Consider the following 13,205-nt stretch of genomic DNA (forward strand, 5'->3'; position numbering starts at 1 on the left):
TGCCCGTGCCCGCCAAGAAAGAACCGAGTTCCTCCGCCGCTCCGGCGCAACCGCCCGGCGCCGGCCTGAGCGCCGTTCAGCGCGCGCTGCGCAAGCTCGGCCTGGTGCGCGACATCGACTTTGCGCTCTACCTGCCGATGCGCTACGAGGACGAGACCCGCATCGTGCGGCTCGCCGATACGCGCGACGGCGACATGGCGCAGGTCGAAGGCGTGGTGACCGAGTGCGAGGTGGTGTTTCGGCCGCGCCGGCAACTGATTGCCACCATCGACGACGGCAGCGACACGTGCCAGTTGCGCTTTTTCAATTTCTATCCGTCGCAGCAGAAGCAGCTCGCGGTGGGGGCGCGCGTGCGGGCGCGGGGCGAAGTGCGCGGCGGATTCGTCGGGCGGCAGATCATGCATCCGACCGTCAAGGCGGCCGGTACTTCGCTGCCCGAGGCCCTCACGCCTGTGTACTCGACCGTGGCCGGGCTCCCGCAGCCCGTGCTCCGGCGCGAGGTGCGTTCGGGTCTTGCGCGTGCGGTGCTCGATGAGACGATTCCGGTGCAGATCGGCCTGCGCGGCGCCTGGGACTTGCGCAGTTCGCTGACCTTTCTGCACTATCCCACGCCCGACGTGGCAATGGCAACGCTCGAAGACCACAGCCATCCCGCATGGCAGCGCATCAAGGCCGAGGAACTGCTGGCGCAGCAGCTTTCGCAGCTGCAAGCGCGGCTGGAGCGGGCGGCGCAGCGCGCACCGGCGCTGCCCTCTTCGGCCAAGCCGGAACCAAGCTCGCTGCATGCGCAATTGCTCGCGGTGCTGCCGTTTGGCCTTACCGGCGCGCAGCAGCGGGTGGGCGAGGAAATCACGCGAGACCTCGGCCGCGAGATTCCGATGCACCGCCTGCTGCAGGGCGATGTGGGCTCGGGCAAGACGGTGGTGGCTGCGCTCGCCGCTGCGCGGGCCATCGATGCGGGCTTTCAGTGCGCGTTGATGGCGCCGACGGAAATACTTGCCGCGCAGCACTTCGGCAAGCTGGTGGGCTGGCTCGATCCGCTGCTGGCGGAGCGGGGCTTGCGCGTGGCCTGGCTCACAGGCAGCCAGAAAAAGAAAGAGCGCGACGCCATGTCGGCCGCGGTGGAAAGCGGCGAGGCGGCCCTGGTGATCGGCACCCATGCGGTCATATCGGAAAAAGTGCGCTTCAAGAACCTGGCGCTCGCGATCATCGACGAGCAGCACCGCTTCGGCGTGGCCCAGCGGCTTGCGCTGCGCGGCAAGGCCGTCGGCCATCTCGAACCCCATTTGCTGATGATGAGCGCCACGCCCATCCCGCGCACGCTGGCGATGAGCTATTACGCCGACCTGGATGTGTCCACGCTTGACGAGTTGCCGCCTGGCCGCACCCCGATCGTCACCAAGCTGGTGGCCGATCACCGGCGCGACGAGGTGATTGCGCGTATCCAGGCGCAGCTTGGCCAGGGGCGGCAGGTGTATTGGGTCTGCCCGCTCATCGAGGAGAGCGAGGCCGTCGATCTGCGCAATGCGACCGAGACACGCGATGAACTTGCCGACGCCTTGGGCGAGGAGGTGAACGTCGGGCTGCTGCACTCACGCATGCCCACTGCCGAGAAGCAGGCCGTGATGGAGGCCTTCACGGCCAACGAAATCCAGGTGCTGGTGAGCACCACGGTGATCGAGGTGGGCGTGGATGTGCCGAACGCCTCGCTGATGGTGATCGAGCACGCCGAGCGGTTCGGCCTCTCGCAGCTGCACCAGCTGCGCGGCCGCGTGGGACGCGGCGCGGCGGCATCCGCCTGCGTGCTTCTCTATGCGCCGGGCGACAGCGGACGCGTGGGCGAGGCGGCGCGGGCACGGCTCAAGGCCATGGCCGAAACCAGCGACGGCTTCGAAATAGCACGCCGCGACCTTGAGATTCGCGGCCCTGGCGAGTTTCTGGGCGCGCGCCAGTCGGGTGCGCCGTTGCTGCGCTTTGCCGACCTGACCACCGATGCGATGCTGCTTGATTGGGCGCGCGAGCTGGCGCCGGTCATGCTGCAAAAGCATCCTGACCTGGCACAGCGGCATATCGATCGCTGGCTCGGCACCAAGGCCGAATACCTGAAGGCATAGGCCTGTTTACTGCGCCGGTGGCCCGAAAGGCGACCCCAGGCGGAGTCCGGTCACACACCCTTGCGCATAATTGACGCAAGCTATGACTCTCACAGAACTCAAATACATCGTCGCAGTAGCCCGCGAACGGCACTTCGGCAAGGCGGCCGAAGCCTGCTACGTCTCCCAGCCGACGCTGTCGGTGGCCATCAAGAAGCTCGAGGACGAGCTCGAGGTCAAGCTCTTCGAGCGCAGCGCGGGCGAGGTGACCGTGACGCCGTTGGGCGAGCAGATCGTGCAGCAGGCGCAAAGCGTGCTTGACCAGGCAGCGAGCATCAAGGAAATTGCCAAGCGCGGAAAAGACCCGCTGGCCGGCCCCCTGAACCTTGGGGTGATCTACACCATTGGCCCCTACCTGCTGCCCGACCTGGTACGCCAGGTGATCGCGCGCACGCCGCAAATGCCGCTGGTGCTGCAGGAGAATTTCACCGTCAAGCTGCTGGAGATGCTGCGCGCCGGCGAGATCGATTGCGCAATCATGGCCGAGCCTTTTCCCGATACCGGCCTGGCAATGGCGCCGCTCTACGACGAGCCGTTCATGGCGGCACTGCCGGCAAAGCACAAGTTTGCTGACCGGGAGTCGGTGACCTCGGACGAACTGCAGAACGAAACCATGCTGCTGCTCGGCACGGGCCACTGTTTTCGCGACCATGTACTGGAGGTGTGCCCCGAGTTCGCGCGCTTCTCCAGCAATGCCGAGGGCATTCGAAAAAGCTTCGAGGGCTCGTCGCTCGAAACCATCAAGCACATGGTGGCATCGGGCATGGGCGTAACGCTGGTGCCGCGCCTCTCGGTGCCTGCCGAAGCACTCAAGCCCAAGGTCAAGGGCCGCAGGGAGCCCGAGCAGATGGTGCGCTACCTGCCGGTGCGCGACGCGCAGGACCGCGACCCGCCCACGCGGCGCGTGGTGCTGGCATGGCGGCGGACCTTCACGCGCTACGAGGCGATTGCCGCCTTGCGCAATGCCATTTATGCGTGCGAGCTGCCGGGCGTCAAGCGGCTGTCATAAGAACGGAAGTTCGAGAACTTGGCCTACGTCGAGGTCATTCGAATTCATCGATCGCTGGGATAGAGTGACGCTGTTGCGAAGCTGCGGTCCGGCTTCCAGAATAACGGTGTCCCTTAAAACTTGAAGAAAGAGTTTCACGCCATGGCAAAAGATTCGAAGAAAACGTCGTCGTCCTCTTCGTCGGGCAAGGTGCCCAAGAAGGGAGACGCACTGGTAGCCCAGGAGTCGGGCAGCCGCAATGCGCCAATCATCAATATCGGTATCGAGCGCCAGGACCGCGCCGCCATCGCCGAGGGCCTGAGCCGCGTGCTGGCCGACACCTACACGCTCTATCTCACGACGCACAACTTTCACTGGAACGTGACGGGCCCGCACTTCAACTCGCTGCATGCCATGTTCATGACGCAGTACACCGAGCTCTGGGGTGCGACCGACATCATTGCCGAGCGCATCCGCGCGCTGGGTCACTACGCGCCCGGTTCCTATGCCGAGTTCAGCAAGATCGCAACCGTGCCGGATGTGCCGCAAACCCCGCCCAAGGCAATGGAAATGGTGCGCATCCTCGTGAAGGGCCATGAAACCGTGTCGCGCATTGCGCGAGAGTTCATTCCAGTGGCGGAAGAAGCCGGCGACGACCCAACGGCCGACATGCTGACCGCGCGGTGCACGGTTCACGACCAGACCGCGTGGATGCTGCGTTCACTGCTCGAAGACTGAGCGGCACGCGCAGCCCGAATCCCGAGAGCGGCACAATGGCCGCTCTTTTTTTGCCTGTCGCATGCTCGCCCGCCGTTTTGCGCTTTATCTCGACCTGATTCGCTGGAACCGACCTGCCGGTTGGCTGCTGTTGCTCTGGCCCACGCTGGGGGCCCTGTGGTTTGCGGCGCAGGGGTGGCCGGGCTGGCACCTGCTGGTCGTGTTTGTAATCGGCACCATCCTGATGCGCAGCGCTGGGTGCTGCATCAACGACGTGGCAGATCGCGACTTCGACCGCCATGTGAAAAGAACCGCGCAGCGGCCGGTGACCAGCGGAGCGGTTTCGGTCAAGGAGGCGCTGTCGCTGGGCGCGGTGCTGGCGCTGCTGGCCTTTGCGCTGGTGCTCACGACCAATCGGGTGACAGTGCTGTGGTCGTTCGCGGCGCTGGCCATCACGCTGGTCTATCCGTTTGCCAAGCGCTTCGTTTCTGTTCCCCAGGCGGTGCTCGGCATAGCTTTCAGCTTCGGGATTCCGATGGCTTTTGCAGCGGTGCAATCGAGCGTGCCGGTATTCGCCGCTTGGCTGCTCGCCGGCAACCTGTTCTGGGTGCTGGCATACGACACCGAATACGCAATGGTCGACCGCGACGACGACCTCAAGATCGGCATGAAGACCTCGGCCATTACGTTCGGGCGCTTCGATGTGGCCGCGGTCATGGCGAGCTACGGCCTGTTCCTGGCCGTCTGGACCTGGGCCGGAGCCAGCCGGGGCCTGGGCGTCGTGTTCTTTGCAACGATTGCCATTGCCGCGGCGCAGGCAGCGTGGCATTGGCGGCTGATTCGAGACCGCAGCCGCGACGGATGTTTCAAGGCCTTTCGCCTGAACCACTGGCTCGGGTTCACGGTGTTCGCCGGTATCGTGGCCGGCTACGCCGTTCGCTAGACAGACAGGACGCACCATGCTCGAACGCCTTACGCAGAAGGTCGGCCAGGAAGGCCTGTCCGGATGGCACCTCATCACGCAGGAGATGGTCGACCGGTACGCGGCACTGTCGGGCGACGGCGAGGGCGAATGGATTCATCTCGATCCTGAGCGCGCCGCACGCGAGGCGAGCTACGGCGGAACGATCGTGCCGGGGTTCTTCCAGGTGTCGCACCTGATCCGGCTGACTGGCGAGGCCATGCGGACGCTGCTGCCCTTCGATGCAAATCACGCGTTGAACTATGGATTCGACCGGTTGCGCTTCGTCAGGCCGATGCCGGTGGGCGCGCGCTTCCGGGGGCGTGTGCGCATTCTCGAGGTGACGCCCAAGCCCGGCGACAGCTTCCTGCTGAAGGAGGAGGTGCTGCTCGAGCTAGAGGACGGCACCGTTACGCTGGCAGCCGAGTGGCTGGTCTTCATCGGGCCGCGCGCATTGCCCGCCTGACGAGGGTCAGGCGCGGCCGAATTCCTCGCCCAGTTCGGCGGCGCGTTGCTGGGCTGCGCGAATGGCGGCCTTGAACTTTGCCTTGACGTCGGCGCCTTCAAGCGATGTAAGAGCCGCATAGGTCGTTCCGCCCTTCGATGTCACGCGTTCGCGCAGCACCGACGGGGGCTCGGTGGCGCTGTGCGCCAGTGCCGACGCGCCAGTGAAAGTGCCGATCGCCAGCCGCAGCGCCTGGTCGGACGAAAGGCCCATCTCCACGCCCGCCTCGGCCATCGCCTCGATGAAATAGAAGACATAGGCGGGGCCCGAGCCGGACATGGCCGTGACGGCGTCCAGCGCGGCTTCGTCGTCGACCCAGAGCAGTTCGCCGGTCGGCGCCAGCGATTGCGCGACCAGTGCACGGTCGGCAGCGTCCACGCCGTCGCGTGCGTAGAGGCCGGTCATGCCCCGGCCCACGAGCGCGGGCGTGTTGGGCATGGCGCGCACCACGCGCTCGCTGCCGAGCCAGCGTGCGATGCTGCCCGATGGAATGCCCGCCGCAACGCTCAAGTGCAACGCGTTTTCGGCAAAGGCACGAACCGGGCGGGCCGCTTCTGCAAAGGTCTGTGGCTTGACCGCCCACACCACTACCGCGCAGCGTGAGAGGGCTTCGCTCGCCTCTGCGCGGGCGGTAATGCCGAAGGACTGCGTCAGCTTGGCGCGGGCTTCTTCAAAGGGCTCGACCACCTCGAAGGCGTCCGCGGGCGTGCCTTGCTTGATGAGCCCGCCGATGATGGCGCTGGCCATGTTGCCTCCGCCGATGAAGGCCACGGGTGGAAGGGGCGCTGGCCCGGTGCGGGGCAGAAAAGTGACTGCAATGGTCATGGTCGGTCGGTGTATTCGAATGCCGCGAACTGGGTTGTCTGCAGCGGGTTGAAATTGTCGTCGCTCACCACCACCAGCATGCGCTTGCCGTTCGGCAGCGTTGGGCCCCAGCACATGCCTTCGGTGTTGTCGAGGCGCGAAAGGCCCAGCCCGGCGAAGTCGGCAATCAGCGTCTTCTCGGCGGGATGATGGTTGCCTGTGGCGAGCACATCGGTAGTCAGCACGTCGGTGGCGCCACGGGTGTTGATCTCGTACAGGCGCAGCGAGTTTCCGGAGCCGGTCGCGTAGGCTCGTTCGAGCACCAGCATGCGGTCTGAATCGAGCATCAGGACTTCGCTGACGCCGTTGTCGGCATGGCTGCCGGGAATGAGCGGCCGCAGGGGAACCGCGTCGGGAACATAGGCAATCTGGCGAATGGCCTGGCCAGTTTGCAAATTGACCTGTGTCAGCCGGCAGGGGCCTCCCGCCGCCCGGGTGGTGGGTACCGGGCCGTCCTGGATCAGCGCGTTTTCCATCGCGAGCCAGGCAGACTGGCCATCTGGCGTGAGTGCAAGGCCTTCGAAGCCCAGATTGTCGCGCGGGCCGCGCTGCTGTGCTGGATCTGGGGTGAACATGGCCGGCAGCGCGAATTCACGCAGCAGGAGGCCGTCGCGTGTCGACTCGTAAAGAGCCGGCCCGAACCCGCGCACCACATCGCCTTCGCTGACCCAGAGCAGGGTGCCAGTGTCAGGGCGCAGGCGCAGCGACTCGGGATCCGGAATGGCCGTCCCGGGCTCGGCACGGCGACGAGCGGGCCAAGGCGCACCGCCCGTCCGTTGCAGCTGCACCACATCCTTCGGCTCTGGCGGCTTGAGCCAAGGCGCTGGCCAAGTGGCCGTGTAGAAGCGTGCGGGGTTCAAGTCTGATCGATCATCGCTGAGTAGCAAGTACTCGCTTCTTTGGGGGTCGTAGTCGATCCCCGAGAGGCCGCCACCCGTGGTGCCTTGTATATTCGGCCGATGCGGCCAGTGCGCCTCCGCGATACGGCGCAACCGGCCTGCACCCGGCAGCGGCGGCGCCGGACTGCCGCAGCCCCCCAGCCCAGCCCCGGCAACAGCAGCCGCAACGCCGGCCCGAAGCAACCGGCGGCGTTTGGGCGAAAAGGCTTGCTGGCTGGTTGGATAAAGGGCGTGCACGCCGCCAAGTCTAGTTCCAGCGCATTCCGGACCCAGAAGGCAGTTGACACCCTTTTGTCCGCGTGCCACAATCGCTGGCTTCGCTTCAAAAAGGCGAAGCTTTCAGCCCAAAGCGGAAGTGCCTCGAGTGGTTCGAGGTGCAGACGACGGGCCCAAGACTGACCGCAGCGTCTCCCTCCTGGAGGCGCATCGGTACAAGTTGGGAACTACTAGCAATGATCCAAACTGAATCCCGGCTCGAAGTGGCCGACAACACAGGCGCGAAGTCCGTCCTGTGTATCAAGGTGCTCGGTGGCTCCAAGCGGCGTTATGCCAGCGTGGGCGACGTCATCAAGGTCAGCATCAAGGAAGCCGCTCCGCGTGGTCGCGTCAAGAAGGGCGAGATCTACAGTGCAGTGGTGGTCCGCACCGCCAAGGGCATCCGTCGCGCCGACGGCTCCCTCGTCAAATTCGATGGCAACGCAGCTGTGTTGCTCAACGCCAAGCTGGAGCCGATCGGCACCCGCATCTTCGGACCGGTGACGCGCGAGCTGCGCACCGAAAAGTTCATGAAGATCGTGTCGCTGGCCCCCGAAGTTCTGTAAGGACAACAACGCCATGAACAAGATTCGCAAAGGCGACCAGGTCATCGTGTTGGCCGGGCGCGACAAAGGCAAGCGCGGCGTCGTCTCGCTGCGCAAGGACGATTCGCACCTCGTCGTCGAGGGCGTGAACATCGTCAAGAAGCACGCCAAGCCGAACCCCCTCAAGGGTACGACCGGCGGCATCGTCGAGAAGACCATGCCCATCCACCAATCCAACGTGGCGATCTTCAATGCCGCGACCGGCAAGGCCGATCGCGTGGGCATCAAGATCACCCAGGGTGCTGACGGCAAGCGCGTGGCTGTTCGCGTCTTCAAGTCCAGCGGCGACGAAATCAAGTTCGCCTAAGAGGTACTCACATGGCACGTCTCCAACAACACTATCGCGAAAAGATCGCGAAAGACCTGACGGAAAAGTTCGGCTACAAGTCGCCGATGCAGGTCCCCCGCCTCACCAAGATCACCCTGAACATGGGTGTGGGTGAAGCTGTCGCCGACAAGAAGGTTCTCGACAACGCTGTCGCCGACCTCACCAAGATCGCCGGCCAGAAGCCCGTGGTCACCAAGTCGAAGAAGGCTATCGCCGGTTTCAAGATCCGCGAAAACCAGCCTATCGGCTGCATGGTCACGCTGCGTGGCGTGCAGATGTATGAGTTCCTGGACCGTTTCGTGACCATCGCGCTGCCGCGTGTTCGCGACTTCCGCGGCATCTCCGGCCGTGCGTTCGACGGCCGTGGCAACTACAACATCGGCGTCAAGGAACAGATCATTTTCCCTGAGATCGAATACGACAAGGTCGATGCCCTGCGCGGTCTCAATATCAGCATCACGACGACGGCCAAGACCGACGAAGAAGCCAAGGCGCTTCTCGCTGGTTTCCGTTTCCCGTTCAAGAACTGAGGTGATCTGTGGCTAAAGCATCTTTGATCCAGCGCGAACTCAAGCGCGACAAGCTGGTCGCCAAGTACGCTGCTAAGCACGCGGAACTGAAGGCAATTTCCAACGACGTGAAGAAGAGCGACGAAGAGCGCGCTGCTGCCCGCCTGGGTCTGCAAAAGCTCCCGCGCAACGCGAACCCCACGCGTCAGCGCAACCGCTGCGAAATCACCGGTCGCCCCCGTGGCACTTTCCGTCAATTCGGTCTGGCCCGCGCCAAGATCCGCGAACTGGCTTTCAATGGCGACATCCCCGGTGTCACCAAGGCCAGCTGGTAAGCCAGGCAGGAGCAAACAACATGAGCATGAGTGATCCCATTGCCGACCTGCTGACGCGTATCCGTAACGCGCAGATGGTGGCGAAGCCCACTGTGTCGGTCCCGTCTTCCAAGGTGAAGATCGCGATCTCGCAGGTCCTGAAGGACGAAGGCTACATCGACGGTTTCCAGGTCAAGACCGAAGACGGCAAGTCCGAACTCGTCATTACCCTGAAGTACTACGCTGGCCGTCCGGTCATCGAGCGCATTGAGCGCGTGAGCCGTCCTGGCCTGCGCGTCTACAAGGCCAGCGCTTCCATTCCGCAAGTCCAGAACGGCCTCGGCGTTGCGATCGTCACGACCCCCAAGGGCGTGATGACGGACCGCAAGGCACGCGCTACCGGTGTCGGTGGCGAAGTGCTGTGCTACGTCGCCTAACCGAGACATCGAGGAGTAACTGAAATGTCCCGAGTAGGAAAAATGCCGATCACCATCCCCGCAGGCGTGGATGTGTCGATCAAGGAAGACCAGATCAGCGTCAAGGGTACGGGCGGCACGCTCAACCTCGCGCGCAATGCACTGGTCAAGATCGTCAGCAATGACGGCAAGCTGAATTTCGAACCCGCCAACGAATCGCGTGAAGCGAACGCGATGAGCGGCACGATCCGTCAGCTGGTGAACAACATGGTGGTTGGCGTGACCAAGGGCTTCGAAAAGAAGCTCAACCTGGTCGGCGTCGGCTACAAGGCTGCAGCGTCCAACAACAAGTTGAACCTGCAAGTCGGCTACTCGCATCCGGTCAACATCGACATGCCGCAAGGCATCACGGTGGCCACTGCGACCCCGACCGAAATCGTGATCAAGGGTGCTGACCGTCAGCGCGTTGGTCAAATCGCCGCTGAGATCCGCGCTGTTCGTCCGCCTGAGCCTTACAAGGGCAAGGGCATCCGTTATTCGGACGAGAAGATCGTGATCAAAGAGACCAAGAAGAAGTAAGGGGCAGCAAAATGATGTTGACCAAAAAAGCACAGCGTCTTCGCCGCTCGCGCCAGACCCGCATTCGCATCGCGACGCAGGGCGTGGCCCGTCTGACGGTGAACCGCACCAACCTGCACATCTATGCCACCGTCATCTCCGACGACGGCACCAAGGTGATCGCCACCGCATCGACGGCCGAAGCCGAAGTGCGTTCGGCACTCGGCGGCTCGGGCAAGGGTGGCAATGCCGCCGCTGCAACGGCCATCGGCAAGCGCATCGCTGAAAAGGCGAAGGCTGCCGGCGTCGAGAAGGTCGCCTTCGACCGCGCAGGTTTTGCGTACCACGGCCGCGTCAAGGCGCTGGCCGAGGCGGCCCGCGAAGCCGGTCTGCAGTTCTAACCGGACACGAGATTCAAAATGGCAAAGATTCAAGCAAGAACGCAGAACGAAGGCCCTGAAGACGGTTTGCGCGAGAAGATGATCGCGATCAACCGCGTCACCAAGGTGGTGAAGGGTGGTCGTATCCTCGGTTTCGCAGCACTCACCGTCGTGGGCGACGGCGAAGGCCGCGTCGGCATGGGCAAGGGCAAGTCGAAGGAAGTGCCTGCTGCCGTGCAAAAGGCGATGGAAGAAGCCCGTCGCAACCTGGCCAAGATCTCGATCAAGAACGGCACGCTGCATCACCGCGTGACGGGGCATCACGGCGCCGCTTCGGTTGTCATGATCCCCGCCCCGAAGGGTACCGGCATCATCGCCGGCGGCCCGATGCGCGCCGTGTTCGAAGTCATGGGCATCACCGACATCGTGGCCAAGAGCCATGGTTCGTCGAACCCCTACAACATGGTTCGCGCCACGCTCGACGGGTTGAAGAACTCGACGACCGCGTCCGAAGTGGCTGCCAAGCGTGGCCTGACCGTCGAAGAAATCTTCGCCTGAGCGCAAGCTCTCGCAAGGCTGAAGGAAGCATTCAAATGACGACGCAACAACAAACCCTCAAGGTGCAATTGGTCAAGAGCCCGATTGGCACCAAGGAATCGCATCGCGCGACCGTGCGTGGCCTCGGCCTGCGCAAGCTCAACAGCGTGAGCGAGCTGCAAGACACCCCCGCGGTGCGCGGCATGATCAACAAGATCAGTTATCTGGTCAAAGTTCTGTAAGAGAGACTGATATGGAACTCAATGGCATCAAGCCGGCAGCCGGCGCCAAGCACGCCAAGCGCCGTGTTGGCCGCGGTATCGGCTCCGGTATCGGCAAGACCGCGGGTCGCGGTCACAAGGGTCAGAAGTCGCGCGCAGGCGGTTTCCACAAGGTCGGCTTCGAAGGCGGTCAAATGCCGCTGCAGCGTCGCCTGCCGAAGCGTGGCTTCAAGTCGCACCTGCTGAAGTTCAACGCCGAAGTCACGCTGACTGCCCTCGAGCAGCTCGGCCTGGCCGAAGTGGACATTCTTGCGCTCAAGCAAGCCGGCCTCGTGGGCCAGCTCGCCAAGGTCGTCAAGATCGTCAAGACCGGTGAACTCACCAAGGCCGTCAAGCTGACGGGCGTGGGTGCAACCGCTGGTGCCAAGGCCGCTATCGAAGCAGCCGGCGGCAGCGTCGCCTGATCACACTGGACTGAAAGAAGTTCTTCGTGGCAACTAACGCGGCAACGATCGCAAAAACAGGCAAGTTCGGCGACCTCCGCCGTCGGCTCGTCTTTTTGCTGCTCGCGCTCGTGGTCTATCGGATCGGCGCGCACATTCCTGTGCCGGGCATCAACCCGGACCAGTTGGCTGCGTTGTTCCAGGGCCAGCAGGGCGGCATTCTGAGCCTGTTCAACATGTTCTCGGGCGGGGCGCTGTCGCGTTTCACCGTGTTCGCGTTGGGGATCATGCCGTACATCTCGGCGTCGATCATCATGCAGTTGATGACCTACGTGGTTCCGACCTTCGAGCAATTGAAGAAGGAAGGCGAGGCCGGCCGCCGCAAGATCACCCAGTACACGCGCTACGGTGCGCTCGGCTTGGCATTGTTCCAGTCGTTCAGCATTGCAGTGGCCCTCGAGTCGTCTGCCGGTCTGGTTAACTCCCCCGGTTTCGGCTTCCGCCTGACCGCAATGGTGAGCCTCACGGCCGGTTCGATGTTCCTGATGTGGCTCGGCGAGCAGATCACCGAGCGTGGCCTGGGCAACGGCATCTCGATCCTGATCTTTGCAGGTATCGCGGCCGGCTTGCCGAGCGCCATTGGTGGGCTCGCTTCGCTGGTGACTACCGGTGCAATGAACCCGATCGTTGCGCTCTTCATCATCGCGATCGTGGTGCTGGTTACCTACTTCGTGGTGTTCGTCGAACGCGGCCAGCGCAAGATCCTCGTGAACTATGCGCGGCGCCAGGTCGGCAACAAGGTCTATGGCGGCCAGTCGTCGCACCTGCCCTTGAAGCTGAACATGGCGGGTGTGATTCCGCCGATCTTCGCCTCGTCGATCATCCTGCTGCCGGCAACGGTGGTCGGCTGGTTCAGCACCGGTGAAGGTGGGTTCCGCTGGATCAAGGACATTGCCAGCGCATTGCGCCCGGGCGAGCCGATCTACGTGCTGCTGTACGCTGCCGCGATCGTTTTCTTCTGCTTCTTCTACACGGCACTCGTGTTCAACAGCAGGGAAACGGCCGACAACCTGAAGAAGAGTGGTGCTTTCATTCCGGGCATTCGTCCGGGTGACCAGACCGCTCGCTATATCGACAAGATTCTGGTTCGCCTGACGTTGGCCGGCGCGGTGTACATCACCTTCGTCTGCCTGCTGCCCGAGTTCCTGATCCTGAAGTACAACGTGCCGTTCTACTTCGGTGGTACCTCCCTGCTGATCATCGTGGTCGTCACGATGGACTTCATGGCCCAGGTGCAAAACTACATGATGTCCCAGCAGTACGAATCGCTGCTGAAGAAGGCTAACTTCAAGACATCGTAGGGCTGTGTTGCAGTATTGAGATCGGGCGGTAGACCGCCACGTTAAACAGTTTTAGGAGAATGAAATGAGAGTTTCGGCTTCGGTCAAAACCATCTGCCGTAATTGCAAGGTCATCCGCCGTAAAGGTGTGGTGCGTGTGATTTGCACCGACCCGCGCCACAAGCAGCGCCAGGGTTGATTGAAGAGTATTA

At 63.2% G+C, this 13,205-nt stretch carries 19 protein-coding genes; 17 read left to right on the forward strand and 2 right to left on the reverse strand.

The features are described 5' to 3' along the window. Positions 1-5 precede the first annotated feature (5 nt). From recG to J2X67_RS15865, 5 genes are all read left to right on the forward strand, one after another. A complete protein-coding gene (recG, locus tag J2X67_RS15845; RefSeq protein ID WP_309954243.1) occupies positions 6-2,114 on the forward strand; it encodes an ATP-dependent DNA helicase RecG in 2,109 nt (702 codons plus the stop codon). Positions 2,115-2,196: 82 nt separating this feature from the next. Beyond that, positions 2,197-3,162, forward strand: a complete 966-nt coding sequence (locus J2X67_RS15850) for a LysR substrate-binding domain-containing protein (RefSeq protein WP_281147192.1) — start codon at positions 2,197-2,199, stop codon at positions 3,160-3,162. A gap of 141 nt (positions 3,163-3,303) precedes the next feature. Then, a complete protein-coding gene (locus tag J2X67_RS15855) occupies positions 3,304-3,879 on the forward strand; it encodes a Dps family protein (RefSeq protein WP_309954244.1) in 576 nt (191 codons plus the stop codon). Between the two features lie 61 nt (positions 3,880-3,940). Then, a complete protein-coding gene (gene ubiA, locus J2X67_RS15860; protein WP_309954245.1) occupies positions 3,941-4,801 on the forward strand; it encodes a 4-hydroxybenzoate octaprenyltransferase in 861 nt (286 codons plus the stop codon). 16 nt (positions 4,802-4,817) lie between these two features. Continuing rightward, complete coding sequence (locus tag J2X67_RS15865; protein WP_309954246.1) at positions 4,818-5,285, forward strand: MaoC/PaaZ C-terminal domain-containing protein; 468 nt, start codon at positions 4,818-4,820, stop codon at positions 5,283-5,285. Between the two features lie 6 nt (positions 5,286-5,291). Here the strand turns inward: J2X67_RS15865 and proC are convergent, their stop codons facing one another. Both proC and J2X67_RS15875 read right to left on the reverse strand, forming a co-directional pair. Next, complete coding sequence (proC, locus tag J2X67_RS15870; protein WP_309954247.1) at positions 5,292-6,149, reverse strand: pyrroline-5-carboxylate reductase; 858 nt, start codon at positions 6,147-6,149, stop codon at positions 5,292-5,294. Next, positions 6,146-7,270 carry an esterase-like activity of phytase family protein gene (locus J2X67_RS15875; protein ID WP_309954440.1) on the reverse strand — a complete coding sequence of 375 codons (1,125 nt, stop codon included), beginning with the start codon at positions 7,268-7,270 and terminating at the stop codon, positions 6,146-6,148. The genes proC and J2X67_RS15875 overlap by 4 nt, the downstream gene beginning before the upstream one ends. A gap of 269 nt (positions 7,271-7,539) precedes the next feature. On the opposite strand from J2X67_RS15875, the gene rplN reads away from it, so the two are divergent. From rplN to rpmJ, 12 genes are all read left to right on the forward strand, one after another. Continuing rightward, entirely contained in the window at positions 7,540-7,908 is a 369-nt protein-coding gene (gene rplN, locus J2X67_RS15880; RefSeq protein WP_009124801.1) for a 50S ribosomal protein L14, read from the forward strand. 13 nt (positions 7,909-7,921) lie between these two features. Beyond that, positions 7,922-8,254 (forward strand): 50S ribosomal protein L24, encoded by a 333-nt coding sequence (gene rplX, locus J2X67_RS15885; protein WP_126748524.1) that lies wholly within the window; start codon positions 7,922-7,924, stop codon positions 8,252-8,254. An 11-nt stretch (positions 8,255-8,265) separates the two neighbouring features. After that, positions 8,266-8,805 (forward strand): 50S ribosomal protein L5, encoded by a 540-nt coding sequence (gene rplE / locus J2X67_RS15890; RefSeq protein ID WP_013544114.1) that lies wholly within the window; start codon positions 8,266-8,268, stop codon positions 8,803-8,805. 8 nt (positions 8,806-8,813) lie between these two features. Then, a complete protein-coding gene (gene rpsN, locus J2X67_RS15895; RefSeq protein ID WP_258502860.1) occupies positions 8,814-9,119 on the forward strand; it encodes a 30S ribosomal protein S14 in 306 nt (101 codons plus the stop codon). A 20-nt stretch (positions 9,120-9,139) separates the two neighbouring features. Next, positions 9,140-9,535, forward strand: coding sequence for a 30S ribosomal protein S8 (gene rpsH / locus J2X67_RS15900; RefSeq protein ID WP_021012928.1), 396 nt, complete (start codon positions 9,140-9,142; stop codon positions 9,533-9,535). 24 nt (positions 9,536-9,559) lie between these two features. Then, positions 9,560-10,093: a 50S ribosomal protein L6 gene (gene rplF / locus J2X67_RS15905; protein WP_009124809.1), complete on the forward strand. Its 534-nt coding sequence runs from the start codon at positions 9,560-9,562 to the stop codon at positions 10,091-10,093. 14 nt (positions 10,094-10,107) lie between these two features. Next, positions 10,108-10,473: a 50S ribosomal protein L18 gene (gene rplR / locus J2X67_RS15910; protein WP_307704314.1), complete on the forward strand. Its 366-nt coding sequence runs from the start codon at positions 10,108-10,110 to the stop codon at positions 10,471-10,473. A gap of 18 nt (positions 10,474-10,491) precedes the next feature. Further along, complete coding sequence (gene rpsE / locus J2X67_RS15915; protein ID WP_042577478.1) at positions 10,492-11,010, forward strand: 30S ribosomal protein S5; 519 nt, start codon at positions 10,492-10,494, stop codon at positions 11,008-11,010. A 35-nt stretch (positions 11,011-11,045) separates the two neighbouring features. Continuing rightward, entirely contained in the window at positions 11,046-11,231 is a 186-nt protein-coding gene (gene rpmD, locus J2X67_RS15920) for a 50S ribosomal protein L30 (RefSeq protein ID WP_009124818.1), read from the forward strand. 11 nt (positions 11,232-11,242) lie between these two features. Beyond that, positions 11,243-11,674, forward strand: coding sequence for a 50S ribosomal protein L15 (gene rplO / locus J2X67_RS15925; protein WP_015867794.1), 432 nt, complete (start codon positions 11,243-11,245; stop codon positions 11,672-11,674). Positions 11,675-11,700: 26 nt separating this feature from the next. Next, positions 11,701-13,014 carry a preprotein translocase subunit SecY gene (gene secY, locus J2X67_RS15930; RefSeq protein WP_309954248.1) on the forward strand — a complete coding sequence of 438 codons (1,314 nt, stop codon included), beginning with the start codon at positions 11,701-11,703 and terminating at the stop codon, positions 13,012-13,014. A 64-nt stretch (positions 13,015-13,078) separates the two neighbouring features. After that, complete coding sequence (gene rpmJ, locus J2X67_RS15935) at positions 13,079-13,192, forward strand: 50S ribosomal protein L36 (protein WP_013544106.1); 114 nt, start codon at positions 13,079-13,081, stop codon at positions 13,190-13,192. Positions 13,193-13,205: the final 13 nt, after the last annotated feature.

Source organism: Variovorax sp. 3319 (assembly GCF_031456585.1).
Lineage (GTDB): Bacteria > Pseudomonadota > Gammaproteobacteria > Burkholderiales > Burkholderiaceae_C > Variovorax > Variovorax paradoxus_P.

Bases quoted from the DNA above. Each gene is read 5' to 3' on its own strand.
- J2X67_RS15850 (WP_281147192.1), top strand. From the start codon at position 2,197: ATGACTCTCACAGAACTCAAATACATCGTCGCAGTAGCCCGCGAACGG.
- ubiA (WP_309954245.1), top strand. From the start codon at position 3,941: ATGCTCGCCCGCCGTTTTGCGCTTTATCTCGACCTGATTCGCTGGAAC.
- J2X67_RS15865 (WP_309954246.1), top strand. From the start codon at position 4,818: ATGCTCGAACGCCTTACGCAGAAGGTCGGCCAGGAAGGCCTGTCCGGA.
- rpmJ (WP_013544106.1), top strand. From the start codon at position 13,079: ATGAGAGTTTCGGCTTCGGTCAAAACCATCTGCCGTAATTGCAAGGTC.
- J2X67_RS15855 (WP_309954244.1), top strand. From the start codon at position 3,304: ATGGCAAAAGATTCGAAGAAAACGTCGTCGTCCTCTTCGTCGGGCAAG.
- rplO (WP_015867794.1), top strand. From the start codon at position 11,243: ATGGAACTCAATGGCATCAAGCCGGCAGCCGGCGCCAAGCACGCCAAG.
- proC (WP_309954247.1), bottom strand. From the start codon at position 6,149: ATGACCATTGCAGTCACTTTTCTGCCCCGCACCGGGCCAGCGCCCCTT.
- rplN (WP_009124801.1), top strand. From the start codon at position 7,540: ATGATCCAAACTGAATCCCGGCTCGAAGTGGCCGACAACACAGGCGCG.
- rpmD (WP_009124818.1), top strand. From the start codon at position 11,046: ATGACGACGCAACAACAAACCCTCAAGGTGCAATTGGTCAAGAGCCCG.
- rpsE (WP_042577478.1), top strand. From the start codon at position 10,492: ATGGCAAAGATTCAAGCAAGAACGCAGAACGAAGGCCCTGAAGACGGT.
- rplR (WP_307704314.1), top strand. From the start codon at position 10,108: ATGTTGACCAAAAAAGCACAGCGTCTTCGCCGCTCGCGCCAGACCCGC.
- rplE (WP_013544114.1), top strand. From the start codon at position 8,266: ATGGCACGTCTCCAACAACACTATCGCGAAAAGATCGCGAAAGACCTG.
- rplX (WP_126748524.1), top strand. From the start codon at position 7,922: ATGAACAAGATTCGCAAAGGCGACCAGGTCATCGTGTTGGCCGGGCGC.
- rplF (WP_009124809.1), top strand. From the start codon at position 9,560: ATGTCCCGAGTAGGAAAAATGCCGATCACCATCCCCGCAGGCGTGGAT.
- rpsH (WP_021012928.1), top strand. From the start codon at position 9,140: ATGAGCATGAGTGATCCCATTGCCGACCTGCTGACGCGTATCCGTAAC.